Raw genomic sequence first — 21,545 nt, 5'->3', positions numbered from 1 at the left:
ATATCACAGATAATATTTCTACAGCCTGCCTAACTAGTTATTTTATGTTGAGGTCTTTAAGCTATGTTCAAATACTTATGTGTTTGGATTGATAAACGCCAATTACGCTTAATGCAAGTTTCCACACAAAGTTCAGTCGCTCTAGGTTTCTGACTGATTGGTTGCAGGGCTATGTTGGCTTTAGATTCGCATTCTGCCCGAGTGAGTAGCGCATCAAGTTGATCGATATCTTTTTGTGTTCCTACGGGATGCTTAATTTCATTGGCGCGTTGTAGTGCAGAATTGAGGACTTCCAGTTTACTTTTCATGGCAATCTTTGGTGACACTGTCACCCAGGTGCCGCCAGAACATAACACTTCCGATGTTCCACTGGTCTCAATTTGACACTGGCAGCCTAACGCTTCAAAAGCAGACGTTAATGGTTGTAAATCATAGATACAAGGCTCACCACCGGTGATCACAATATGCTTTGCTGTGTAGCCTTGCTGTTGATATACCGACACAATGTCATCAACGCTGGCTGGGCTCCAGCTTGGGCTATCGCCTTGTTTAATGATGATATTACCGAGTGTGGTTTTATCGCTTTCTTCAGCGGTCCAGGTTTGTTTGGTATCACACCATGAACACCCTACCGGGCAAACTTGAAGACGAATAAAAACAGAAGGCACACCGGTAAAGTAGCCTTCTCCTTGGATAGTTTCAAAGATTTCGTTGATCTTGTACACAAAGTTCGCCTTTACTCTTGACCACGGTATATACAACCTGCTGTACAGGTTTCTTTGATTTCAATTTTGCTTAGTTGTGGTAACAGAGGTTTTACTTTTTCCCAGATCCACTTCGCTAATACTTCGCTAGTTGGGTTCTCTAACCCAGGAATATCATTGAGATAATAGTGGTCAAGTTGATCATAAATTGGTGCGAAGATTTTCTTCACATCACCAAAGTCGATAATCCAGCCAGTGGTCGGATCCACTTCACCTTGAATGTATAAGCGAACAAAGAAAGAATGACCGTGCAAACGTCCACATTTATGCCCTTCTGGTACGTTAGGTAAATGGTGCGCTGCTTCAAAAATGAAGTCTTTGTATATCTCGCAAGTCATAATAATTCCGAGTCTGAGTTAAATGGGATTTGAATATATAGAACTCGATCACGAATGAAAAGCGAATATTACACTATCTAATGGTAAATAAACTTAAGCCCTTATCTAAACTAAACCAAAAATATAAGCTAGCTTTAAAATCGACGTTTGATATGATGCGCAACCACTAGATTGCAGAGACGGGTTATGAACCGTAAGAAAAAAATCAATTCGATTTTAAAAAAACGATTAAAGCAGCAAAATTCCAAGCTGCATAAAACCAATAAGCCGAAATATATTTCTAAAGCAGAGCGGGCTCGTATGGAAGAAGAGGCTCAAACTCAAGACACTATACCCAAGTGATTTCAAGGTGCAGAATTCAGAGCTATCATCCAAGCCTTTAGGCAAGGAAGATTGGTGAAGGAATAAGTACCTTTCAAAGCAATCTGACACAGAATAAAGGTTTGGATGAAGCTCCCGAAGGGCAAGTTAAAACAAGCTTTATACTGCGTTAAATTGAACAGAGATAGAGTGACTATGATCATATTCAATTTACCTTGCCTAAAGCTTGTTTTATTCTTGCTGAAACTCGCACCTTGAAGTTACTTGGGTATACCGATGATGTGCAAACAACAGAACAAGTAGAATCAGAGCAATAACTCGTCTTCAATGGGTTGGTATCGATCGGCGGCTTCAATAAGAGAATTCGCCGTTAAGCCCGGCACCCCATAAACTTCAACTGTTTTTCCGTAACGACTTTGAATACGCTTAGCTAATAAATCAAAGTCACCATCTCCTGATGCAATCACAATGACATCTGAAATTTCAGCTAATTCCATAGCATCAAGCGCAATTCCAACATCCCAATCCCCTTTTGCAGAGCCATCTTGTCGTTGAATAAATGGTTTGAGTTTTACGTCAAACCCAATCCCTCTCAAGATATTATGAAATTGCTTTTGTTTATCGTCGCTACGCGCTATCGCATAAGCATTTGCATTGACTAAAGTGCGATCTTTCATCACTTTTGCCCAGAATGCATTGTAATCAAAATGGCGGTGATATTTGTCGCGAGTGGTGTAATAAATGTTTTGTACATCAACTAATATGGATACAGTTTGCATAAATTTCCAAATAAAAAATACGGCATTATGAGTGACTACTAGACTGGATCCATTGTAGGTACTCGTGGAACCCCGTTTCGATGGGCAGCATAACGATTTGTGGTACTTGATAGTTATGGTTAGCTAAAATAACTTGCTCAACTTCTTGGTAGTGTCGATGCAGAATTTTAATGATCAATAGTGATTCTTGATCATAATTCACCTCTCCATGCCAATGGTAGTAGCTCGTTATTGGCATGACTTGGATACAAGCGGCTAATTTTTGGGTTAATAACGCATTAATAATCGCTTGTTGGCTTTCTTCTTCGTTTGTTGTTGATAGAACAATCGCATAGCCATCAAGGTGTGTGTCCATAATGCAATTCTCCCTTTGTTCATTATCGAAAGTGTCTATTTAGTGTAGAGCTTTACTCTGGTTTTACCCATACCTGACTAAAATCAAACCAACCCAAGGCATTACAAGTGGCATTTTGCAGTGAACCACATTGATCTTGGCTTACTCCTAACCAACAGTGAAACATAGGTATGAGTTGCTGAGTTTGAACTAGTTGCTTAGCCAACTCTTTTGCCGGGAAAGTTTGATTGGGTTGAGAACGCCAAGCTGAAACCATCTTCTTCCAATGAGAAAAGTGGTCCTGATTACTCATGATATCGATATCACTGTAACCAAGAAGCCAGCCGATTAAAGCATCCTTACGATGGTTAGCCAACCCCATAGGTTTGAGCCAAATATCCACCTCATCAGGGTTTTCAACGGTGAGATCATATTTAACCGTTTTTAAGCTAATGCCATCTTCTTTTAATAAACTTTTCATGGATTGAATTACATAAGGAAACAACGGGTGCATACTGTGATAGGCAACCGTAATTTGTGCTTTTTCATTATGTTCTATTGCTGGTGGCATTAAGTTTGATTGTAAAATGCCACTATGATGCCAACCAGGCTTTAAGCCATGAGCGTGTAGCAAGCCTAATTCAATAACTTTTTGATCTGGGATCCCTCTCAATAAACTAAACGGATTTAACCTTTGCGCTAAGTAATGCGCCCAATCGTCATTTGTCGCAATACCAGAACGACGGTTAAGTAGTAAATAGGTGCAACCAGGATCGAGTTCTACATCGGTGAACTGCCCTTCTTTAGGCTTATTTGGATGAGTTAAGCTAGGATAAACCATGGATGAATGAGCTTCATCAATGACCCACACTTCCACTCGTTCAATGAGCGGGCGATAACCAAAGTAATGTTCAAAGGCTTCTAGCACCAAACGAGCCGAATCATTTCTGGTGACTTTATATGGCCCTGTACCGTTAGGAATCAAATCAAATTTATCAAGATCACTGATGTGGGACTGCAATATTTTTGCCGGAGTTTCTGTCAGTAATAAAGGTAAGTAATAATCGGCATCGGTTAAGTGAATATCGAGTGTATTATTAGAAGGCGAAGCAACCGACTCAATATGTTCAAATAGAGTTAATGTTTTTAATCGATTGATGCTTTCAATCACGTCCGTCATGTTCAAACGGTCGCCATTATGAAAACGTACGCCTGAACGTAAGTAAAAACGCCAATGCGTTGGTGATAACATTTCCCAGTGGTGAGCAAGATCTGGTCGAACTTGCTCTTTTTCATCTAACTGAGTTAAGCCACTAAAAATTTGTCGGATGATGTGTTGTTCAGAACGGCGAGTTGGCTTTAATGGATTGAGTGTGGCGAGTTGACGATAATAAGGTAAACGGATGACTTGCTGCCCTTCTAAATGACTAAAGCCTAGGTAGCCTTGGAATACTTGAGTAAGCCGTGCTGGGTCATTATCTAAGACAGAAAGAGCATGCTCTATTTTGCCTTCTTCTAAATAACGTTTGGCAAGATTCTCACTTACATCAATTTTATTACGTTTAAAAATCAGCCGTGATAATTTACCACGCCCTGCTGCTGGCACCCATTCGATCCAGCCTTCTTCTGCTAATTTGTTAAGGACAATACGAGTATTTCGGCGAGTACAACACAATATATCGGTTAACTCTTCTAATTGAATCGCGCAATCTTCACCTTGGAAGTGTTCAAATAAACGTTCAAATTGTGTTCTTAATCGTGGGCTGCTCATAAAGGGGAAACTCTATTGTTTAGCAATAAGAAATCATTTCCCACTTTATCAGCTTTAAAGGGATAAATCTTGTGGTAAAGCCATTTTTAGGTATGAAATGTAAAACGGAAAGTTCCTCTTTTATTACTAATCGCTATTGGATTGGTAAACAAAGAAAATCAGCCAGTTGCTGTAATTGTTGTTCGGAATCTAACTTAATCGACCACTGACATTGCATATCATGTGCAGTAATCACATTGGCACCACGACCAATCAGTTGCAGCGCTTCAGTTTGACATTGCATCGTGACACTTGCCATTTGACTTAAACGCACCACAATTTCGTGTTGGTTAGCAATGATTTTGCCTTGTGTGAATTCAATGATCATTTTCGGCTTTTAACTACTTTTTCGAGTTTTAACGGCCATTGTAATTCGGCTCGTACATAGTAGACGCTGTTCTTCATCAACAATTTCAATTTGCCATACCTGAGTAGATACTCCGATATGAATTGGCCAAGTTTTTCCTGTCACTACTCCGTTACGCTTTGCTCGAATATGGTTGGCGTTAATATCGAGACCGACGCAGTAAGCATTATCATCCACACACATATTGGCAGCCAGAGAGCCGAGTGTTTCAGCTAATACAACCGATGCGCCACCGTGCAATAACCCCATTGGTTGGTGAGTGATACATGATACCGGCATGGTCGCTGAAATACTATTATCTGTGATCTCAACATACTCAATATTAAGATGCTCCATTAAGGTATTGCGAGACGTTGCATTTAAACGTTCTAAAGTGACGTCTTTTTTCCAAATCATGGTGATCCCTATATTCAATAACACTGAGCTCGTAACAATATTCTTATCAATAACTAAGTGCAAGATCTCACTTCTCAATATGAAGACGCCACTCTCATTTTGATGTCAGCCTTATCGTACATTTGAGCAATTGCTGTTATAGATAATGTGTTTTAAAGTTAACTCAATATTGTTAGATCAGGAATTATTATGAACATGCTTTCACCACGATTAAAGAAAGTCACGTTAAGTGGATTAATCATGATGGGTTTGTCTGCTTGTACTTCTTCTCCCACAGGTAGAAGTCAGGTGATTCTATTTTCAGATAGTGAAATGTCTCAATTAGGCGCACAATCTTTTGAGCAAATGAAACAAAAAGAGAAAGTCAGTAAGGATGCCAAGGTCAATGCTTATGTGACTTGTGTGGCTAATGCAATTACCAAGCAAGTGCCTAAGCAAGCAAGTTTTGAACAATGGGAAGTGGTGGTGTTTGATTCTGACCAAGTTAACGCATTCGCCCTGCCTGGTGGCAAAATCGGTGTTTATACTGGTCTACTTAATGTAGCAACTAACCAAGATCAACTGGCAACAGTCTTAGGGCATGAAGTGGCGCATGTAATTGCTAATCATGGTAATGAACGTATGTCACGTAGCCAAATAACCAGCACTGGATTGCAAATTACCGATTTTGCCTTAGCCGGTACGGAATACAAAGAAATGATGATGAGCGCTTTAGGCTTGGGCGTGGAATACGGCATTAATTTACCTTATGGGCGAAGCCAAGAAACGGAAGCCGATATTATGGGTATTGATCTGATGGCCAAAGCTGGATTCGATCCGCAACAAAGCATTCAACTATGGAAGAATATGGCAAAGGCATCCGGTGGAAATCAACCTCCTGAATTGTTGTCAACTCACCCTTCTCATAACACTCGAATACAAGATCTAGGTGATGAGATTAAAGCTTTACCTAGATACAACGCATCAGCCCCGAATTGCCAAGCATAGATGTATGAAGAGTTAATAACAGAAAGCATTGTTTCATCGCTTCTTACGCAGATTTAGAATGAAGTCTAATAACTCAATTATTACAAGCGCGGATAAAATGTTTGTGGTTATAATGAAAGGACAATAATGTCGGCACTAGTGCTGGTATAAATCCCACTTGATGGGAAACGGGTGTTACCTTTGCTTGCAAACACCAAAAGGGGTAAGTCGTTGGACTTACCCCTTTTTCTATTAATCTCAAATATATCGTTGCTAGTACACAATTATTATTTATTATTGGTTACTGACCTTTTTATGGCCTTGTTCTAAATGTACGACACCAATAAGATCGTCACCTGAAACTTGGAAGGCCTGACCAAACCCTTTAACAAACAGGCCTTGTATAGGTTTTAAACAAAAAAGTTTAAAATCTTCTAATTGGCTTAAGCCTTTCACTATTTCACCAAATCGTTGTTCTAATTCTTCTGTCACTTGTTGCCATTGTTTTGAGTCTCGCTCAACAATACTTGCAACCGCATCAAATGTTAGTCTCTTACGAGCAAATAATTGCTTAGATCTATCTTCGTCTTCAATCAACATTAAAGACACTTGAGGGTTTGCGGTAAGGTTTCTAGCATGACGAGCAATTTCAGAAATAAGTACAAAGTATCCATCGCCATTTACCACAAAAGGTGCATAACTCACGTTAGGTTTACCTGTTTCATCAACCGTTGCTAACTGGATGGTTTTTCTCTCTGAGCGAAACTCTTGAATTTCTGGACCTAATCTATTTTGTAATCTTTCTTGCTTTATTACTTTCGCTTGAATGGTTTGACTTTCCATAATGTCCCCTTATTGGCTCAATTCAATTTGAATTTGTTTAAATTTCTCTACTTGATCTGCAAATAAAACGCGTTTCTGATCTCGACCTAAATAAATTTTAAAAATGCTATTTCCTAATGAGTCAAAAAAACCGAAGTAATAGCTCTCCTTTCCTCTGAAAGGTTTTGAGACAAGAGCAACTTTCTCGATAAGGTTTAATCTTAAGTGACCCTGTAACTCACCAGGTTTTCCCATTAAATTATAGTAACCATGAGCGTTTTTACCTTTGGGGAATGGTGCTTTCACTTCAAAGATAGAACCAAAGGAATGGATTATAGTTGTCACTGGCCCCCAACCAACTATAGTTTCTAGCATTGTTTGAGCATGTTCACCGGGTACGATAACGGCCATGTCTTTTGGAAATGCACAGACTATTTCGCCTTCACTCACCCCTAAGTGTTGAGCTAAGGTAGCAGGTAAAGTGCTGTCATCTTTGTCTAGAAGTTCTCTAACTCTTTGTTTTAGTACATCCCTATCCATTGGTAATTACTCTTTTTGTCTTCATATTAAGCAGGTGAGCAGAATCATAATTTTACATTAATGAGAATGCAATTGATAATTGATATTATTTAGATTGTGATCAATAATCGTTGAAAGTTAAGTTTATGTTCTAAAGGATTTGATGTGAACGTTCGTCGTTATACTTGTGCTGCAATTATTTCTTTTGGCGCTCATGCTGCATTAGTCAGTCAATTTGATGAGCAAAAAGCTTTTGCCATGCCTGTTGGTACTCAAGCGAGCACAATTTCACTTCAGTTTGTTAAGGTCCCATCACCTTCTACATCAAACAAATCTGAGATAAAGCCAACTGAATCGACGAACTTAAAGTCATCTTCTGAAAAAACTGAGCCTATACCACCTCCCTCTAAAGCGGTGCAGCCTGTAGTAAATAAAAAGCCTGTTAAAAAGAAAAACGCTATCGAAAAACAAACAGTTGCTAAAAAAGAAATAGAGAAAAATCTGGTATCAAAACGCTCCGTTGTAAAAGATCCATCAATAGATAAGCCTCAGCCAAAGGCTCAAGTTGAACCCGTTATCGAAAAAGAACTTTCCGCTCAAGCCTCCCCTGCAAGCTCGGCAAAGCAAGGCGTAAGTGAAAAGCCAATTCTCATTGAACAACCAAGCTTTTTAGCTCCGCCAACAAAGCCTCGTTACCCTAGGTTAGCTCAGCGCCGAGGCATTGAAGGCACGGCTATGTATGAAATTTGGCTCGATGAAAATGGTCAACAAATTAAGCAAAACTTATTGTCTTCCTCTGGTGCATCGATGCTTGATCAAGCTGCTCTAGAGGCAATAAAAAAGTGGAAGTTTTCACCACGTAAAATCAATGGTACTTCGATCGCACATCGAGTACAGGTTCCTATTCGTTTCAAGTTGGATTAATCAATGATATTTATTTCTCAAATAGAACAGTTGCTTGGCTTAATGGCTTGGCCGCTTATGATTTGTTCTTTGCTTACCTTGATTATTATTGTCGAGCGTTTAATTCATGTGGTCTTTAATCACTCGGTTGGACGAGCTCAAATATCAAATTCATTATCTGCAATTAAGTCATCAGAAACGGCAAAGGTTCAACATTTAGCAGATATTTTTGTTCAACGTCATGCTGTGATTTATCAAGGCGTTTCATTACTTCTTCGTCAATCTTCTTTATCTAAGTCATTGCGTGAAGATGTCGCAGGGATTTGGCTACAAGAAAAGCGTCATCAGTTACAAAGCGGTTTAAAGATCCTCTCTCTTATCGGTGTTATCAGCCCATTAATCGGCCTGTTAGGCACCGTTTTGGGACTCATTGATATGTTTAAAGGTGTGGCGGCGAGTTCTGGCAATATTACGCCAAACGATCTTGCTGATGGTTTAGGTATTGCGATGCGCACTACAGCGGCAGGTTTAATTATCGCTCTACCGGCAATTGTTAGCGCGCAGCTTTTCACTTTATGGTCAGAGCAGCTTATTAGCAAACTTGAACATGCGATGAATCAAGTCAATTTATGGATTGAAGGTGTCGATATGTTGCCCTCTGTAAAAGCACCATCAATAACGTCTAGTCATTTAACCTCAACAGAAACGCAGGTTGAAAAATGATTCGTTCAAATACAGCTATTTACTCATCTCCTATTACCCCAGATTTAACCCCGCTTCTCGATATTATTTTTATTGTGATGGTTTTTTTAATGCTAACCGCTTCCGTTAAGTTGAGTTCATTAGAAGTGCAACTCCCATCAACGGAATCAGGTGAAACGAAAGTTGTCGAGAAACAATCCATCACAATCAATATATTAAACCAGCCACCCTACTGGGCGATTGATGGGAAAGCTTCTCCTAATTGGGAAGAATTTCAAAAGTCTTTAACGACTACCGTTACGCAAGATCCTAAAAAAGAAGTGATTATTGCCGCGGATAAGCACGCTGAAATACAACATATAGTGAAGTTATTTGGCTTCCTTCAACAGCAAAACATCTCAGCCACTCAAATTCTCATGGAGGAACCAACCAATGTTAAATAACAATAAGAAGTCGTTAACGGTTTTATTGTCAGTTATTGCAAGCTTTTCTGCTAATGCTTTAGCTTCTAATACTGTGGATTCTAATACTGATAGCAAAACTGAACGTATTATTAGTGCAGGTTCTGCCGTAACTGAAATTATTGAAGCATTGGGTGCGGAAGAGCAATTAATAGCGATTGATGTGACCAGTGATCAGCCTAGTGGAAAATCATTACCGGTAGTGGGTTACCACCGTCAACTCTCTACTGAAGGTTTGATGGCGCTACAACCAAGCCTATTAATAGGTTCGGATGAAATGGGCCCAGATTCGACTCTCAATACACTAAAACAAGCTGGTATTTCGGTAGAGGTTGTCAATAACGAAACGACAATTGAAGGATTAGATAAGCGTATTGATCAAATTGCGCACATTACCGGAAAGCAGCAACAAGCCGCCAGTATTAAGCAAAATGTGGATAAACAAGTTGTCACTTTACAGTCTCATCAACCACAAAATAAAAAGAAAGTGATGTTCTTACTTATCCATGATGGGCGACCTGCAAATGTAGCCGGCAACCATACAACACCAAATGCTTTAATTGAAATGATTGGTGCTATCAACCCTGCCGCAGCATCTCTCGATTCATACAAGCCGATTTCACTTGAATCGATGATTGAGATGCAACCTGATGTTATTTTAATTAGTGGTCGTAGCTTAGATGACTTAGGGGGCGCGGAAGCGATTTTAAAAAAAATGCCTATGTTAGCGGCAACCCCAGCAGGAAAAGCTCATAACATCATTTCAATTGATGGTAAGGCATTAGTTGGCGGTGTGGGCTTAAAAACATTATCTGAAGCTGAGCGTATTCAGCCTTTAATTTACCCAAGCGAATAAGTTAAATATGTTAAGACAAGCTTCCCTACCCATTATTTTATTACTGTTTGCTAGTCTTACGATTATCACAAGCCTGGTGTCGATAGCCGTTGGGCCTATGCAGATTAGCTTGACTCACAGCATCATGAGTTTTCTGCCATCAAATGCAGATCTCCCCCAACATGTCGCTTTAATTATTCATCAAGTTCGCTTGCCAAGAACATTACTATGCTTGTTGGTTGGTGGGATTTTAGGGTTATGCGGAGCGGTGATGCAAGGTCTATTTCGTAACCCACTTGCTGAACCTGGCATAATCGGTGTGTCCGCAGGTGCCGCCTTAGGTGCTGCACTTGCGATTGTGTTATTTTCTAACATAACAAGCTTCTACCCTAATTTTATGAATTTCGCTGCGGTTCCGATATTTGCTTTTCTTGGGGGTGCTTTAACGACAATTATTGTTTATAAGCTGGGCACGAGTAACTTAGGAACATCCGTTACCATTATGCTATTAGCAGGTGTTGCTATTAGCGCCTTATCGGGAGCTGCGATTGGTTATTTAAATTTTATTGCTGATGACCAAATGTTAAGAGATCTCTCTTTATGGTCTATGGGTTCATTAGCAGGTGCAACCTGGCCTAGTATTACTCTAGCTAGCGTAACATTGGCGCTATTATCGTTTCTATTTATTAAACAAGCCCCGGCTTTAAATGCCTTATTGCTAGGTGAATCGGAAGCTAAACATCTTGGCGTACCGATTCAATCTCTCAAGCGTCGTTTGATCTTACTCACGGCAGTCGGTGTTGGTGTGACAGTTAGCTTAAGCGGCATGATAGGTTTTGTGGGGCTCGTAATTCCGCACCTAGGTAGAATGTTGGTTGGGCCGGATCACCGTACCTTACTCCCTGTTTCTATTTTGTTAGGTGCTTTACTGTTAACCCTTGCGGATATGTTTGCACGAGTGGCGGTGATGCCAGCGGAGCTGCCTGTCGGTATTGTTACCGCTCTCGTAGGGGCCCCTTTCTTTCTGTATCTTCTATTTAGGCAAAAGGGACGTTTTATCTAATGCAGGTTCAAAATATGCAGTATGAAATCGCCATAAAAGCACAGCACCTCACCCTACAATACAGAAAGAAGCAGATTTTAAATGATGTCAGCTTAGATATTCGCCTAGGAGAAGTCACGGCTTTACTTGGTCCTAACGGCACAGGAAAAAGCAGTTTATTAAAGTTATTATGTGGAGAAGCATCACTCTCACAACAAACGAATTCAAATGCCAGTTTGAAATATTTTGGTAAGCCTGCAGAAAGTTGGGATAAACAGCAGCTTGCACGTCACTTGGGTATATTACCTCAACACAGCACCCTATCATTTCCTTTTTTAGTTGAAGAAGTCGTTGAGTTAGGCGGTTTACCACTAAATGTTTCTAAAGCTGAGATCAGTATTATAGCTAGAGAAAAAATGAAGCAAGTAGGCATACTCACTATGGCCAAACAGCTTTACCCTCAATTATCTGGCGGTGAAAAGCAACGAGTACACATAGCACGAGTATTAACTCAGCTTCATTATGCTCAATCTAATCGCATTTTTATGTTAGATGAACCCACTTCCGCGCTCGACTTAGCACATCAGCACAATACATTGCAGTTAGTTAAAGAGATGGCTAAAACGGGTACGGCGGTTGTGGTGGTGTTGCATGATTTAAACTTAGCAGCCCAATATGCAGATAGAATTTTACTACTCGATCAAGGTGACATTATAAGTGATGGCAATGCTTGGCATACTTTGACTGCATCGAATATAGAGCAAGTTTATGGACAAAAAATACTCCTATCAAAACATCCTCAACATGAGTTTCCTGTCATCATGCCAGCTTAGTCACTAGCGGTAATATACTGTGGGTTTGTTTTAGCTCAATGCTTTTTTCTGGTTTTAATCTAAAATCAGGCGTAAAGTACCCACAGTTTTTGTACGAGGATAAACATATGACAACAGAAACAGAGTTAGAAGTAAGTGCAGAAAATGAAGTATGCGAAGCTTGTGGTTGTAGTGCGGAAATGGGATTCATCATCAAAGAAGGTGATGATGTTGCTGAAGTAACCATTTTGGCTCAAGGTAAAGAGACATTAATGGCTCAACTACAACCTTATCTTCAACTTGCTGAGCGTGTGAATTCAAACTATCAAAGTGACATTGAAAATGTTGCCGATGATGCCACGCAACTGACCGCTCGCATTCAGTTTGAATGTAGCGCTGAAAAGTTAATTTTTGAACTACAAAGTCGTTCTTTGAATCAATAATTCGACCTACTCCTTAGGTAATAAAAAAGCAACTGAATCAATCAGTTGCTTTTTTGTAACTGGGTTTTAGTCGTCGGTTATTCTACTAGTTGCTCGACTTCGTTTTTCTTGGTAACCGGATTAGCATACATCGCGACCAATTTTTCTTGAGCACCAGCCGGTAACGCTTTTAATTTTTTAGCAAAGTTAGCTTCAACTTCTTCTGTGATGGTATCGCTTTGCTTACCTGCAGCTAATAAATTTACTGGGTACAAACGATACAGTGTATGAATTTGACGATCTAATTCTTTGGCAAGTTCATCAGATGTTTCAAAGTCATCGGTGATCACATCACCAAAGCTAACATGTACACGCCCTTTTTCACCAATAATACCTTTAACAATACTGGCAATATCTTCAAATTCTGTTTTTTCGTATTTACCATTCATTTCGATTTCATAAAGTTCTTTGGCTTTGTCGATATCACAAGGATCATTTTCATACGAAATAGAAACCGGAACAATTTTGAGTGATTTAATGTAATCAGGAAATGCAATTTTTTGGCGACGTCCTTCTACATGAAACATCTTCAAAATAGCCGGTTCTGTCATGTCATTACCGTCTTTGGCTCGACCTTCTCGTTGAGCAATCCAAATAGAATTCTGCGTTTCTAGTGAATGTTTAATATAAGAAGACAGTAGACCTAACGCTTTCATCATTTCACGCGGTGCTTTAATTGAGCGTTTTACGATAAAGCTTTTATTTAGCTTCATCATCTCTGTCGCACAAGGCATTTTTAATAAGTTATCACCAATCGCGATGCGAACGGTTTTATGTCCATTATTATAAAGGCCCCAGTTAACTAATGCTGGGTCCATGGCAATATCACGGTGATTAGAAACAAACAGATAAGCTTGCTCAGGGTCGAGCTTTTCTAGACCTGAGTACGTTACGCCATTGGTCGTCTTATTTAAGGTTGAACCCATGTAAAGCTCAACTTCACGTTGAATATCATCAACGGTTTTGAGTTTTGACCATTTGATCTTTAGATAGACTTTTATCGCAGGAGAAACCAGCTTTTTAAACCAGGCCGGCTTATGAGAAAAACGATATTTGATGATCGCATTAATGAAGCTATCATCATTAATTAGACGCTCAAGAGCCGCTGGGATTTCATCATCATTATAAGGACGAATTTCTTTGTATGGATCGTTATCAATGCTCATTAATTTACTGCAGTTATGAATAAACGGGTAATTTTACGATGATATGCTCCAAATAGACAGGAGCAATCTCAAAGCAAAACCAATTGGGATGCGTAAATTACCTGAATTCGTTAAATTAGTGAATAGATGAATGTTCAAGTTTAACAAAACCCTTAATTTTATTGTGCTAAAACAAGAACGATAGGGATTAAAGTGATTGGAAAGGTGACTATAAAACGGTATCTTAACGCTAAATTTTAATCGTTAAAAAATGGCTCATGAACTATTTAATCGCTCACCAGATATATCAATATCCTTTCTTACACATAACCGCACGTAAAAAGACGATAAAGCATAAGTTAATTTCTGTTTTAAGTGGCCTTGTTTCTGTGCGCTTAGGGAAAACGGAATATGTGATGAATGCGGGCGATACTTTCTGGTTGCCTTTTGACTGTTTAAACTCCCTAACCTATTTTCCAAACTGTTCATTGATTGAAATAGAAGTATCGGTACGTTCAACCAAGAACTACCCCCACCAAGCGGGTTTGGTTCAACGCTCAGCATTACTCAATGTTTTGCTAGATACCTTAAGCCAATCCCCTTTCGACCCAAGCCAAAATGAGCAGAAAAAATGGCTGGAAATCGTAGATTTTGAACTTGAAAAACTGAGCCCTCAGCTAGATGATTCCGTGTTAACACTAGAAAATGCTACTAAGATACCGAGTATTGATCACGCTTCACTGCAAATGGCATTAAAAGTAAGACAAGCATTCAAACTTCGTGCATCAGGCATTAAAACAGAACGTATTATTGATGAGGTGTTTTCGGCAAATACCCAGCAGGCTGAACAATTGTGTTTGACCATTGCCAATACATCGTTGAGTTCATAGCGCATCTTTTGAATTATAAAGTTTATGCTCTTGAATATATGCCTCAACTGAGGGCGTAATCAGATCGTTAATCGATTGATGATTGGCAAGACGCTGTCTGATCTGAGTACTACGAACCGGTAATGTTTCAGGGCAAGCCAATATTGACCATTTGGTTGTAATTTCATCCGCTTTATAAAATTGACCAAAGTTTAGAAAGTTATCGGGGCCGAGAACAAAGGTAAGCTGACTTTGTGGGTAGCGTTCTTGCAACGCCGTCATTACTGCATAGGTCGTTACTGAGATCCCTTGTCCCTCTCCATTTGATTGCAAAATCTCCGCTTCAATATTACTTATTTTTAAATTGTCTAGCTTAGCATCTCGAATAAAAGCTTCAACCATCTCGCAGCGAGCGGAATACTCGAGCATGTCTTTTCCCCATGCGTGAGCAATACTTGGCACTAACAAAACCAAATCATAATGCTTGAGTCTTTCTAGTACACTTTTGTGCCCTAAGCTTGGCGGATTAAATGCACTACCAAAAATTGCAATATTCACGAAGCAGAAGTTCCTCAGTCGATACAAAATAAGTACAAGATTACCATTGTTAGTCATACAGTGAAACGAGATAAAGGTATACACTGAAGTTACTTGGGTATGGACTAGACTCACTCCTTGAGGTCAATTGGGGATAGTTATATGATGGCAATCACAGTTTAATTTATAATTTTTTTGCTGCACAATAAGGAATTCTCATGGAGCAACTCATTCGTCAAGAAATGCAAGTCCTACCCATTATCGATGCTCAATTTGAAATTACTCGCCGAGTTTCTTTTATCAAGAAAAAATTGCAGCAATCTGGCTGTAAATCATTAATTCTCGGTATTAGTGGCGGTGTAGATTCCACTACCTGTGGTCGCCTTGCTCAGTTAGCGGTAAATCAACTGAATACAGAAAACAATACAACTGACTACCAATTTATCGCAGTACGCCTACCTTATGGTGATCAGAAAGACGAAGATGAAGCTCAAGTGGCACTGTCATTTATTCAACCGACTCACTCTATTTCGGTGAATATCAAGGCCGGTGTTGATGGGCTGCACGCCGCAAGCCATGAAGCACTAAATGGTACAGGGTTACTACCAAGCGATCCGGCAAAAGTCGACTTTGTGAAAGGTAATGTTAAAGCTCGTGCCCGTATGGTGGCTCAATATGAAGTGGCCGGTTATGTTGGTGGCCTAGTGTTAGGCACAGACCACTCTGCAGAAAATATTACGGGTTTTTATACTAAATTTGGCGACGGTGCGTGTGATTTGGCGCCACTGTTTGGTTTAAGCAAACGCCAAGTGCGTCAAGTGGCGGCTGAACTTGGTGCGCCTGAGATATTAGTGAATAAAGTACCAACAGCCGATCTTGAAGAACTTGCTCCACAAAAGGCTGATGAAGATGCGTTAAACCTAACCTATGACCAAATTGATGATTTCTTAGAAGGTAAACCAGTAACGCAAGAAGTGATTGAGCGTTTAGTTGGAATTTATAAATCGACGCAACATAAGCGTCAGCCTATCCCGACAATTTACGACTAAGCTTTTTTATTACAATAAAGATTTTATAACAAGGCTTTTTACGACTAAACATTAAAGTTACGTTGGAAAAAAAGCCATGGTGTCAAATAAAAGAAAAAAGGCTCACTAATTTAATTAGCGAGCCTTTGTTATATGGGTAAGTATACGTTTTAACCGTTACTGCTTAACACCTTCAACATAAAGGTCTAAATCTACGTAAGTTGCCCCTGCCATTTCTTTAATACCAAAGTCTTTTACTTCTAGACGAGTAGTACCTTTAAAACCTGCACGTTCACCACCCCATGGGTCTTTACCTGCACCGATAAATTCAGCATCAATCGTTACTGGAACCGTTTTACCATGTAATTGTAAATTACCATCAACCGCTAATTTGCCGTTGCCTTTATCAGTTACTTTAGTACTCGTAAATGTCGCTTCAGGGAATTTACTCACATTTAAAAGATCATCGCTACGAATGTGTTTGTCACGATCAGCATGATTTGAATCAATGCTGCTAGTATTAACGACAACATTCACTTTTGAAGCTTCAACATTGGTTGGATCGTAAGAAAAGGTACCTTCAAAATCATTAAAACGACCTTGTGTGAAGCTATAACCTAAGTGGCTTACACGAAAATTTACTGAGGCATGTGCGCCTTTAGTATCAATTTGGTAATCCGCTGCAATTGCCCCCATAGGTAGTACCATAGTGGCACATAAACCAGCAGTTGTTAGCCATTTTTTCATTTCCATTTTGATCATTTTGTCGCTCCTGTCATTTTTCGTAACGTATTGTCTTTATTAACAAAGTGATGTTTTAGTGCTGCAATCGCATGTATGGATGTTAAACCTATCAAGATACATGCAAAGTAATAATGTAGCAGACCTGCAATATCCGATTGGTCTTCAAATAGTGCGCCGAGTGATGGCACTGTGTACCAATCAAAAATATCAATGCCACGGCCATCAGAAGTAGAAATGAGATAACCTGAAATAAAAATTCCAAACAATAACGCATACATTAACAAGTGAGCAATTTTCGCTGAAATTTTTTCAAATGAAGTCCCTTCTATTTCTGGTGAATGAGTAAATAAGCGCCAAATCACCCGAAACACAGTATAAACCGCGAGTAATAAACCGACTGATTTATGCCAATGTGGCGCATCTTGATACCAAGTACTGTAATAACTTAAATCAACCATCCATAGACCAGCAGCAAATAAGCCAATAATGACTAGAGCAGAGATCCAATGGTTAATTTTGCTAATAAGATTATAGCTATGTACAACTTGTTCAATTTTTTTTGACCATGTTGTATACATTGTGACAACCATTAGAAATTTAAGGAATTATAAATATAAATTAACGGTTACTTTTATGTAACAAAAATTTTGTCAAGAAGTGTAAGTGCAAACCCATTAATCATTTAAGATACATTCAGTATTTATATTTGAAATTAATTGAACAGTATTACGGTCTTATAAAAGTATATCTCTATCATCGTCTTCAATAAGGACTATTTTATGTTGATTAAATCACGTCCATCTTGGGTTTTAAGTGAAAATAAGGCTACACCAGAGTCTATTTATAAACAGCGTAGAGATATTGTTAAAAAACTAGGTATTGCCGCAGCAGTAGCCCCTTTTGCATCTCAGGCTCATGCTAATTTATTTGATGTATTCAGTTCATCAAATGAAAAACTCACTGCGAAAGATTCAAGAACTACGTTAGAAGGCGCGGTGTCGAAGTATTCAACAAAAGGATTGTCACTGACACCAGAAAATAAGGTCCTGACTTATAATAATTTCTATGAGTTTGGTACAGGTAAAGGCGAACCCGCAGAGCAAGCAAAGAATTTCAAAACCACGCCTTGGACGATAGAAATTACAGGTGAAGTCGCCAAATCGGTAAAACTTGATATGGCTGATGTGATGAAGAATATGGAGATTGAAGAACGTATCTACCGCCACCGCTGTGTAGAGGCATGGTCGATGAATGTTCCATGGTTAGGTTTTACATTAGCGTCACTATTGAAATTGGTTCAACCTACCAGTAAAGCCAAATATGTCGCATTTGAAACGCTTTACGATCCTGAACAAATGCCTGGTCAACGTGGTTTTTCAAGTATTGACTACCCGTACGTAGAAGGTTTAACCATGGCAGAAGCCATGAATCCACTGACCTTAATGACGGTTGGTTTATATGGTAAAACTCTTGCGCCACAAAATGGTGCTCCATTACGACTTATTGTACCTTGGAAGTACGGTTTTAAAGGGATTAAGTCGATTGTCAAAATCCATTTACTTGAAAAACAACCACCGACTACTTGGAATTTACTTGCTCCTGATGAGTATGGTTTTTATGCCAATGTGAATCCAAATGTCGACCACCCTAGGTGGAGTCAAGCAAGTGAACGATTTATTGGTGAAGGCAGTGTATTTAGTTCCGTTCGACAAGAAACCTTGATGTTTAACGGTTATGGTGAGCAAGTTGCCTCGTTGTATAAAGATCTAGACCTAAAGCGAAATTATTAATGCCTTTAAAGCCAAAGCACATTATTGGGCTAAAAGTATTCATACATTTAACCCAAATATTTTCATTTACTTGGTTGGCCTTTGCCGTGATTAATGGGCACTTAGGGGCAGACCCTGTTCAGCCGATTATTCACTTTACCGGTAAAGCAGCACTTAATACCCTGTTAATTACACTACTCATTTCACCATTAGCGAAAAAAATCAAACAAGGTCCGTTAATTAGAGTGCGGCGCTTGTTAGGTGTTTATAGCTTCGCTTGGGCAGTCATTCACTTAACGGCATTTGCTTGGTTGGATTTGGCTTTACAATGGCAATTAATCGGTAGTGAAATCATTAAACGTCCTTACCTCGTTCTAGGTGCGGTAATTTGGATTATCTTGTTGTTATTAACCATCACTTCCACACAAGCGGTGCAACGTAAAATGGGCAGAAAATGGCAACAATTACACAATTGGGTATATCTCGTCACCATACTCGCGCCAATTCACTTTTACTGGTCGGTTAAATCAGAAATTTTAGAACCAAGCCTTTATATTGGTGGATCCTTATTATTACTATGGCTAAGAAAAGAGAAAGTTCTACGTTGGCTCGATACCTTACTACCGAGCAAAGCATCAGCAACAAAAAAGAGTTCGAAGTCATAATTCCTTAATCATTGTTTGGCATGGTAGTGATTACTTTAATAACCATGATTTTTATATTTGAAGACACTCAAACGCTACCAGTACGAACGTTATGCCATCCTTTGCCAATTGGCCTACCCTAGAGTTTTTAAGCAAACACGGTATGGTTTTGATCCCAATGGCCAACGCATCATCTATAACGCCAAAGGAAAAACCTTAATCCGTGTATTGTGGTGTAAAGATAAAGAAGAAGTGATTGTTGTTATTAAAGGCTCGCATAGCATAAGTGACTGGCTGTTAAACTTTGCAATGTGGCATAAATCTTGTCTTCCTACCTTAGGGTTGCCATATTCCATACATGCTGGCTTTTATTATTTATTACACCAAGAAAGCATACCATCTCATCGTGACGATAGATTAGGTGACTCTGTTTATACCCGTTTAGAGACGATACTGACCCCGCTGATAGAGGAAGGTAAAAGAATTAGTATTACCGGGCACTCTTCTGGCGGTGCTATTGGATTAGTGTTTGCCGATTATTTAGAGACAAAGCACCCGAATATCATAAAACGTGTAGTGACCTTTGGTCAGCCTGCCATCGGAGGGTGGCGGTTTCGACGACGTTATCAATTAACAAGAAGAACATTTCGTGTCTGCTGTGATATTGATATCGTCACCTTTCTACCTCCTATTCCATTTATGTATTGGCATGTAGGAAAAATGTTGTGGTTATACAATGGACGTGTTTATGAAAATACCCCGACAATTTTACGGTTAGGTCGTTCATTATTGAGTTGGTTAATCAGACCATTTTCTTATCATTTAATGAGTAAGTATATACGTGACAAAGATTTTTTTGATGAACGATAACATAAGCGAAACATTCCTCAAACAATTGATTTTATCTCTAAAAATCAATATTGATCTGAGTTAAAAAAACGTTTTTCTCATATTAAATAGATAGCTGATATTGCTTGTATTTGGTATCTTAAACACAATTTTTAGTAGTAATTGAGCACCTGAATCAATGTCAAAAAAATTCGACATGTATTTTATTAAAGACGAGCGTGGTAATCATTTTGCACGATATAAGAACTTAATATTGAGTACTGTTTTTCAGCCTATTTTTAATCAAGAAAATACGATTGTTGGTGTTGAAGCATTGCTAAGAATGAAAAGCGAATCTGGTGAACACATCTGCCCTGGCGACTACTTTTCAGATGATAACCAAGATCAAGATGAAAAAAGCGCAATAGACCTTATTAGTCGAATTCTACACATCAATAATTTTGTTGATTCCCAACATAAAAAAATTAAGTTATTTTTAAACTTCTTACCTAATAGTTTTAAAGCTTTAGAATCCTATTGCCCGCATGAAGTTTGTTTTCTAAAAGAGCTTAACAAGCTTAATCTTTGCTCAAATCAAATCGTACTCGAATTACTTGAGTTTCATTGTGAAAATATTAAACAACTGAAGGCATCTGTTAACAAGATGTATGAGCATGGGTTTGATATTGCGATTGATGACTTCGGTTCGGAATATTCAAATAGCGAACGTGTTGATCTTATTAACCCGAGTATTGTTAAAATTGATCGAATGCTTTTAGAGCAATACATGAAAGGCAAACAAGACAACCTCCTAGAAGCAATGGCTATCGCCAAGGCTTACGATGCTCAAACCGTTATTGAAGGCGTTGAGACTCAACAACAGCTAGATACCATGCAAGCATTAAGTATCGATATGTATCAAGGATATTTCCTTGGCATGCCTGAACCAATGATCCCAGCAGCGTAAGCTCTCTGCTTCAGATACAAAAAAGCGTTCACTTCAACTTTGGAGTGAACGCTTTTTTATTGTTTAACTATCGAATAATTAAGTGCGATAAAGTACTTTTACGACGTGCCAGCCAAATTTAGTTTTAACTAAATGAGGTGTAATTAACTCTCCGCTAAAACAGACTTTATCGAAAGCAGGAACCATTGCACCTTTAGGGAACTCCCCTAGATCACCCCCCTTTTTGCCCGATGGACATGTTGAGTACTTCTTAGCTAATGCTTGAAACTTAGCGCCTTTCTTAAGCTGCTGTAGAATGTCTTTTGCTTGAGACTCATGCTTAACTAAGATGTGCAGTGCCGCGGCGGTACGTGCCATATTA

29 protein-coding genes are annotated in these 21,545 nt (G+C 39.1%); 15 read left to right on the top strand and 14 right to left on the bottom strand.

The features are described 5' to 3' along the window. Positions 1-56: 56 nt before the first annotated feature. Positions 57-725, bottom strand: coding sequence for a 7-carboxy-7-deazaguanine synthase QueE (queE, locus tag ACN0T8_RS01675; protein ID WP_417878941.1), 669 nt, complete (start codon positions 723-725; stop codon positions 57-59). An 11-nt stretch (positions 726-736) separates the two neighbouring features. Continuing rightward, the gene (gene queD / locus ACN0T8_RS01670) at positions 737-1,102 is read right to left on the bottom strand and encodes a 6-carboxytetrahydropterin synthase QueD (protein ID WP_417878940.1); all 366 of its coding nucleotides are present in this window, start codon (positions 1,100-1,102) and stop codon (positions 737-739) included. 186 nt (positions 1,103-1,288) lie between these two features. Between queD and ACN0T8_RS01665 the strand changes: the two genes are divergently transcribed. Further along, positions 1,289-1,444, top strand: coding sequence for a DUF2986 domain-containing protein (locus ACN0T8_RS01665; RefSeq protein ID WP_417878939.1), 156 nt, complete (start codon positions 1,289-1,291; stop codon positions 1,442-1,444). A 284-nt stretch (positions 1,445-1,728) separates the two neighbouring features. Here ACN0T8_RS01665 and ACN0T8_RS01660 read toward each other — a convergent pair whose 3' ends face one another. From ACN0T8_RS01660 to ACN0T8_RS01640, 5 genes are all read right to left on the bottom strand, one after another. Then, a complete protein-coding gene (locus ACN0T8_RS01660) occupies positions 1,729-2,202 on the bottom strand; it encodes an NYN domain-containing protein (RefSeq protein ID WP_027695917.1) in 474 nt (157 codons plus the stop codon). A gap of 25 nt (positions 2,203-2,227) precedes the next feature. Continuing rightward, entirely contained in the window at positions 2,228-2,557 is a 330-nt protein-coding gene (gene cutA / locus ACN0T8_RS01655; protein ID WP_417878938.1) for a divalent-cation tolerance protein CutA, read from the bottom strand. Positions 2,558-2,609: 52 nt separating this feature from the next. Continuing rightward, a complete protein-coding gene (locus ACN0T8_RS01650; RefSeq protein WP_417878937.1) occupies positions 2,610-4,307 on the bottom strand; it encodes an SgrR family transcriptional regulator in 1,698 nt (565 codons plus the stop codon). Positions 4,308-4,440: 133 nt separating this feature from the next. Beyond that, on the bottom strand, positions 4,441-4,674 hold the full coding sequence (locus ACN0T8_RS01645; protein WP_417878936.1) for a DUF3389 family protein: 234 nt from the start codon (positions 4,672-4,674) through the stop codon (positions 4,441-4,443). Between the two features lie 9 nt (positions 4,675-4,683). Beyond that, positions 4,684-5,109, bottom strand: a complete 426-nt coding sequence (locus tag ACN0T8_RS01640) for a hotdog fold thioesterase (protein WP_417878935.1) — start codon at positions 5,107-5,109, stop codon at positions 4,684-4,686. A gap of 195 nt (positions 5,110-5,304) precedes the next feature. On the opposite strand from ACN0T8_RS01640, the gene ACN0T8_RS01635 reads away from it, so the two are divergent. Continuing rightward, a complete protein-coding gene (locus ACN0T8_RS01635) occupies positions 5,305-6,096 on the top strand; it encodes a M48 family metallopeptidase (protein WP_417879477.1) in 792 nt (263 codons plus the stop codon). 273 nt (positions 6,097-6,369) lie between these two features. Here ACN0T8_RS01635 and hutZ read toward each other — a convergent pair whose 3' ends face one another. Together hutZ and hutX are read right to left on the bottom strand one after the other, a co-directional pair. Further along, on the bottom strand, positions 6,370-6,918 hold the full coding sequence (hutZ, locus tag ACN0T8_RS01630; RefSeq protein WP_417878934.1) for a heme utilization protein HutZ: 549 nt from the start codon (positions 6,916-6,918) through the stop codon (positions 6,370-6,372). A gap of 9 nt (positions 6,919-6,927) precedes the next feature. Then, a complete protein-coding gene (gene hutX / locus ACN0T8_RS01625; protein ID WP_417878933.1) occupies positions 6,928-7,437 on the bottom strand; it encodes a heme utilization cystosolic carrier protein HutX in 510 nt (169 codons plus the stop codon). A gap of 144 nt (positions 7,438-7,581) precedes the next feature. Here hutX and ACN0T8_RS01620 point away from each other — a divergent pair, with 144 nt between their 5' ends. From ACN0T8_RS01620 to ACN0T8_RS01590, 7 genes are all read left to right on the top strand, one after another. Then, positions 7,582-8,340: an energy transducer TonB gene (locus tag ACN0T8_RS01620; RefSeq protein WP_417878932.1), complete on the top strand. Its 759-nt coding sequence runs from the start codon at positions 7,582-7,584 to the stop codon at positions 8,338-8,340. 3 nt (positions 8,341-8,343) lie between these two features. Further along, complete coding sequence (locus ACN0T8_RS01615; protein WP_417878931.1) at positions 8,344-9,042, top strand: MotA/TolQ/ExbB proton channel family protein; 699 nt, start codon at positions 8,344-8,346, stop codon at positions 9,040-9,042. Then, positions 9,039-9,464: an ExbD/TolR family protein gene (locus ACN0T8_RS01610; RefSeq protein ID WP_417878930.1), complete on the top strand. Its 426-nt coding sequence runs from the start codon at positions 9,039-9,041 to the stop codon at positions 9,462-9,464. Before ACN0T8_RS01615 ends, ACN0T8_RS01610 begins: the two co-directional genes overlap by 4 nt. Continuing rightward, positions 9,454-10,338 (top strand): heme/hemin ABC transporter substrate-binding protein, encoded by an 885-nt coding sequence (locus tag ACN0T8_RS01605; protein WP_417878929.1) that lies wholly within the window; start codon positions 9,454-9,456, stop codon positions 10,336-10,338. Before ACN0T8_RS01610 ends, ACN0T8_RS01605 begins: the two co-directional genes overlap by 11 nt. Before the next feature lie 7 nt (positions 10,339-10,345). Beyond that, entirely contained in the window at positions 10,346-11,380 is a 1,035-nt protein-coding gene (locus ACN0T8_RS01600) for a FecCD family ABC transporter permease (protein WP_417878928.1), read from the top strand. A gap of 14 nt (positions 11,381-11,394) precedes the next feature. Next, complete coding sequence (locus ACN0T8_RS01595) at positions 11,395-12,192, top strand: heme ABC transporter ATP-binding protein (RefSeq protein ID WP_417878927.1); 798 nt, start codon at positions 11,395-11,397, stop codon at positions 12,190-12,192. Positions 12,193-12,299: 107 nt separating this feature from the next. Further along, the gene (locus ACN0T8_RS01590; RefSeq protein WP_417878926.1) at positions 12,300-12,614 is read left to right on the top strand and encodes a DUF406 family protein; all 315 of its coding nucleotides are present in this window, start codon (positions 12,300-12,302) and stop codon (positions 12,612-12,614) included. A gap of 77 nt (positions 12,615-12,691) precedes the next feature. On the opposite strand, the gene ACN0T8_RS01585 is transcribed toward ACN0T8_RS01590, so the two are convergent. Then, positions 12,692-13,819: a 1-acyl-sn-glycerol-3-phosphate acyltransferase gene (locus ACN0T8_RS01585; RefSeq protein ID WP_417878925.1), complete on the bottom strand. Its 1,128-nt coding sequence runs from the start codon at positions 13,817-13,819 to the stop codon at positions 12,692-12,694. A gap of 257 nt (positions 13,820-14,076) precedes the next feature. On the opposite strand from ACN0T8_RS01585, the gene ACN0T8_RS01580 reads away from it, so the two are divergent. Beyond that, a complete protein-coding gene (locus ACN0T8_RS01580) occupies positions 14,077-14,688 on the top strand; it encodes a hypothetical protein (RefSeq protein ID WP_417878924.1) in 612 nt (203 codons plus the stop codon). On the opposite strand, the gene ACN0T8_RS01575 is transcribed toward ACN0T8_RS01580, so the two are convergent. Beyond that, the gene (locus ACN0T8_RS01575; RefSeq protein WP_417879476.1) at positions 14,683-15,243 is read right to left on the bottom strand and encodes a nicotinate-nicotinamide nucleotide adenylyltransferase; all 561 of its coding nucleotides are present in this window, start codon (positions 15,241-15,243) and stop codon (positions 14,683-14,685) included. The two genes, ACN0T8_RS01580 and ACN0T8_RS01575, sit on opposite strands and share 6 nt — an antisense overlap. A gap of 179 nt (positions 15,244-15,422) precedes the next feature. On the opposite strand from ACN0T8_RS01575, the gene nadE reads away from it, so the two are divergent. Beyond that, the gene (gene nadE, locus ACN0T8_RS01570) at positions 15,423-16,253 is read left to right on the top strand and encodes an ammonia-dependent NAD(+) synthetase (RefSeq protein WP_417878923.1); all 831 of its coding nucleotides are present in this window, start codon (positions 15,423-15,425) and stop codon (positions 16,251-16,253) included. A gap of 156 nt (positions 16,254-16,409) precedes the next feature. On the opposite strand, the gene ACN0T8_RS01565 is transcribed toward nadE, so the two are convergent. Beyond that, on the bottom strand, positions 16,410-16,979 hold the full coding sequence (locus ACN0T8_RS01565; RefSeq protein WP_417879475.1) for a YceI family protein: 570 nt from the start codon (positions 16,977-16,979) through the stop codon (positions 16,410-16,412). An 11-nt stretch (positions 16,980-16,990) separates the two neighbouring features. Continuing rightward, complete coding sequence (locus ACN0T8_RS01560; RefSeq protein ID WP_417879474.1) at positions 16,991-17,530, bottom strand: cytochrome b; 540 nt, start codon at positions 17,528-17,530, stop codon at positions 16,991-16,993. 225 nt (positions 17,531-17,755) lie between these two features. Here ACN0T8_RS01560 and msrP point away from each other — a divergent pair, with 225 nt between their 5' ends. The 4 genes from msrP to ACN0T8_RS01540 all read left to right on the top strand — a co-directional run bounded on the left by msrP (position 17,756) and on the right by ACN0T8_RS01540 (position 21,184). Next, complete coding sequence (gene msrP, locus ACN0T8_RS01555; protein ID WP_417878922.1) at positions 17,756-18,766, top strand: protein-methionine-sulfoxide reductase catalytic subunit MsrP; 1,011 nt, start codon at positions 17,756-17,758, stop codon at positions 18,764-18,766. Next, positions 18,766-19,410, top strand: coding sequence for a protein-methionine-sulfoxide reductase heme-binding subunit MsrQ (msrQ, locus tag ACN0T8_RS01550; RefSeq protein ID WP_417878921.1), 645 nt, complete (start codon positions 18,766-18,768; stop codon positions 19,408-19,410). The genes msrP and msrQ overlap by 1 nt, the downstream gene beginning before the upstream one ends. A 57-nt stretch (positions 19,411-19,467) precedes the next feature. Next, positions 19,468-20,259 carry a lipase family protein gene (locus ACN0T8_RS01545; RefSeq protein ID WP_417878920.1) on the top strand — a complete coding sequence of 264 codons (792 nt, stop codon included), beginning with the start codon at positions 19,468-19,470 and terminating at the stop codon, positions 20,257-20,259. Positions 20,260-20,491: 232 nt separating this feature from the next. Next, complete coding sequence (locus ACN0T8_RS01540; protein WP_417878919.1) at positions 20,492-21,184, top strand: EAL domain-containing protein; 693 nt, start codon at positions 20,492-20,494, stop codon at positions 21,182-21,184. A gap of 78 nt (positions 21,185-21,262) precedes the next feature. Here the strand turns inward: ACN0T8_RS01540 and ppiC are convergent, their stop codons facing one another. Beyond that, a complete protein-coding gene (gene ppiC / locus ACN0T8_RS01535) occupies positions 21,263-21,541 on the bottom strand; it encodes a peptidylprolyl isomerase PpiC (RefSeq protein WP_417878918.1) in 279 nt (92 codons plus the stop codon). Positions 21,542-21,545: the final 4 nt, after the last annotated feature.

The organism is Vibrio sp., from assembly GCF_048266485.1.
Lineage (GTDB): Bacteria > Pseudomonadota > Gammaproteobacteria > Enterobacterales > Vibrionaceae > Vibrio.
Note: the sequence above shows the minus strand (reverse complement) of the source record. Positions and strands in the feature narration are given on the sequence as shown.

Excerpts from the sequence above, each read along its gene's own strand:
- queD (WP_417878940.1), bottom strand. The coding sequence starts at position 1,102 with ATGACTTGCGAGATATACAAAGACTTCATTTTTGAAGCAGCGCACCAT.
- ACN0T8_RS01665 (WP_417878939.1), top strand. The coding sequence starts at position 1,289 with ATGAACCGTAAGAAAAAAATCAATTCGATTTTAAAAAAACGATTAAAG.
- ACN0T8_RS01660 (WP_027695917.1), bottom strand. The coding sequence starts at position 2,202 with ATGCAAACTGTATCCATATTAGTTGATGTACAAAACATTTATTACACC.
- cutA (WP_417878938.1), bottom strand. The coding sequence starts at position 2,557 with ATGGACACACACCTTGATGGCTATGCGATTGTTCTATCAACAACAAAC.
- ACN0T8_RS01650 (WP_417878937.1), bottom strand. The coding sequence starts at position 4,307 with ATGAGCAGCCCACGATTAAGAACACAATTTGAACGTTTATTTGAACAC.
- ACN0T8_RS01645 (WP_417878936.1), bottom strand. The coding sequence starts at position 4,674 with ATGATCATTGAATTCACACAAGGCAAAATCATTGCTAACCAACACGAA.
- ACN0T8_RS01640 (WP_417878935.1), bottom strand. The coding sequence starts at position 5,109 with ATGATTTGGAAAAAAGACGTCACTTTAGAACGTTTAAATGCAACGTCT.
- ACN0T8_RS01635 (WP_417879477.1), top strand. The coding sequence starts at position 5,305 with ATGCTTTCACCACGATTAAAGAAAGTCACGTTAAGTGGATTAATCATG.
- hutZ (WP_417878934.1), bottom strand. The coding sequence starts at position 6,918 with ATGGAAAGTCAAACCATTCAAGCGAAAGTAATAAAGCAAGAAAGATTA.
- hutX (WP_417878933.1), bottom strand. The coding sequence starts at position 7,437 with ATGGATAGGGATGTACTAAAACAAAGAGTTAGAGAACTTCTAGACAAA.
- ACN0T8_RS01615 (WP_417878931.1), top strand. The coding sequence starts at position 8,344 with ATGATATTTATTTCTCAAATAGAACAGTTGCTTGGCTTAATGGCTTGG.
- ACN0T8_RS01610 (WP_417878930.1), top strand. The coding sequence starts at position 9,039 with ATGATTCGTTCAAATACAGCTATTTACTCATCTCCTATTACCCCAGAT.
- ACN0T8_RS01605 (WP_417878929.1), top strand. The coding sequence starts at position 9,454 with ATGTTAAATAACAATAAGAAGTCGTTAACGGTTTTATTGTCAGTTATT.
- ACN0T8_RS01600 (WP_417878928.1), top strand. The coding sequence starts at position 10,346 with ATGTTAAGACAAGCTTCCCTACCCATTATTTTATTACTGTTTGCTAGT.
- ACN0T8_RS01595 (WP_417878927.1), top strand. The coding sequence starts at position 11,395 with ATGCAGTATGAAATCGCCATAAAAGCACAGCACCTCACCCTACAATAC.
- ACN0T8_RS01590 (WP_417878926.1), top strand. The coding sequence starts at position 12,300 with ATGACAACAGAAACAGAGTTAGAAGTAAGTGCAGAAAATGAAGTATGC.
- ACN0T8_RS01585 (WP_417878925.1), bottom strand. The coding sequence starts at position 13,819 with ATGAGCATTGATAACGATCCATACAAAGAAATTCGTCCTTATAATGAT.
- ACN0T8_RS01580 (WP_417878924.1), top strand. The coding sequence starts at position 14,077 with ATGAACTATTTAATCGCTCACCAGATATATCAATATCCTTTCTTACAC.
- nadE (WP_417878923.1), top strand. The coding sequence starts at position 15,423 with ATGGAGCAACTCATTCGTCAAGAAATGCAAGTCCTACCCATTATCGAT.
- ACN0T8_RS01565 (WP_417879475.1), bottom strand. The coding sequence starts at position 16,979 with ATGAAAAAATGGCTAACAACTGCTGGTTTATGTGCCACTATGGTACTA.
- msrP (WP_417878922.1), top strand. The coding sequence starts at position 17,756 with ATGTTGATTAAATCACGTCCATCTTGGGTTTTAAGTGAAAATAAGGCT.
- msrQ (WP_417878921.1), top strand. The coding sequence starts at position 18,766 with ATGCCTTTAAAGCCAAAGCACATTATTGGGCTAAAAGTATTCATACAT.
- ppiC (WP_417878918.1), bottom strand. The coding sequence starts at position 21,541 with ATGGCACGTACCGCCGCGGCACTGCACATCTTAGTTAAGCATGAGTCT.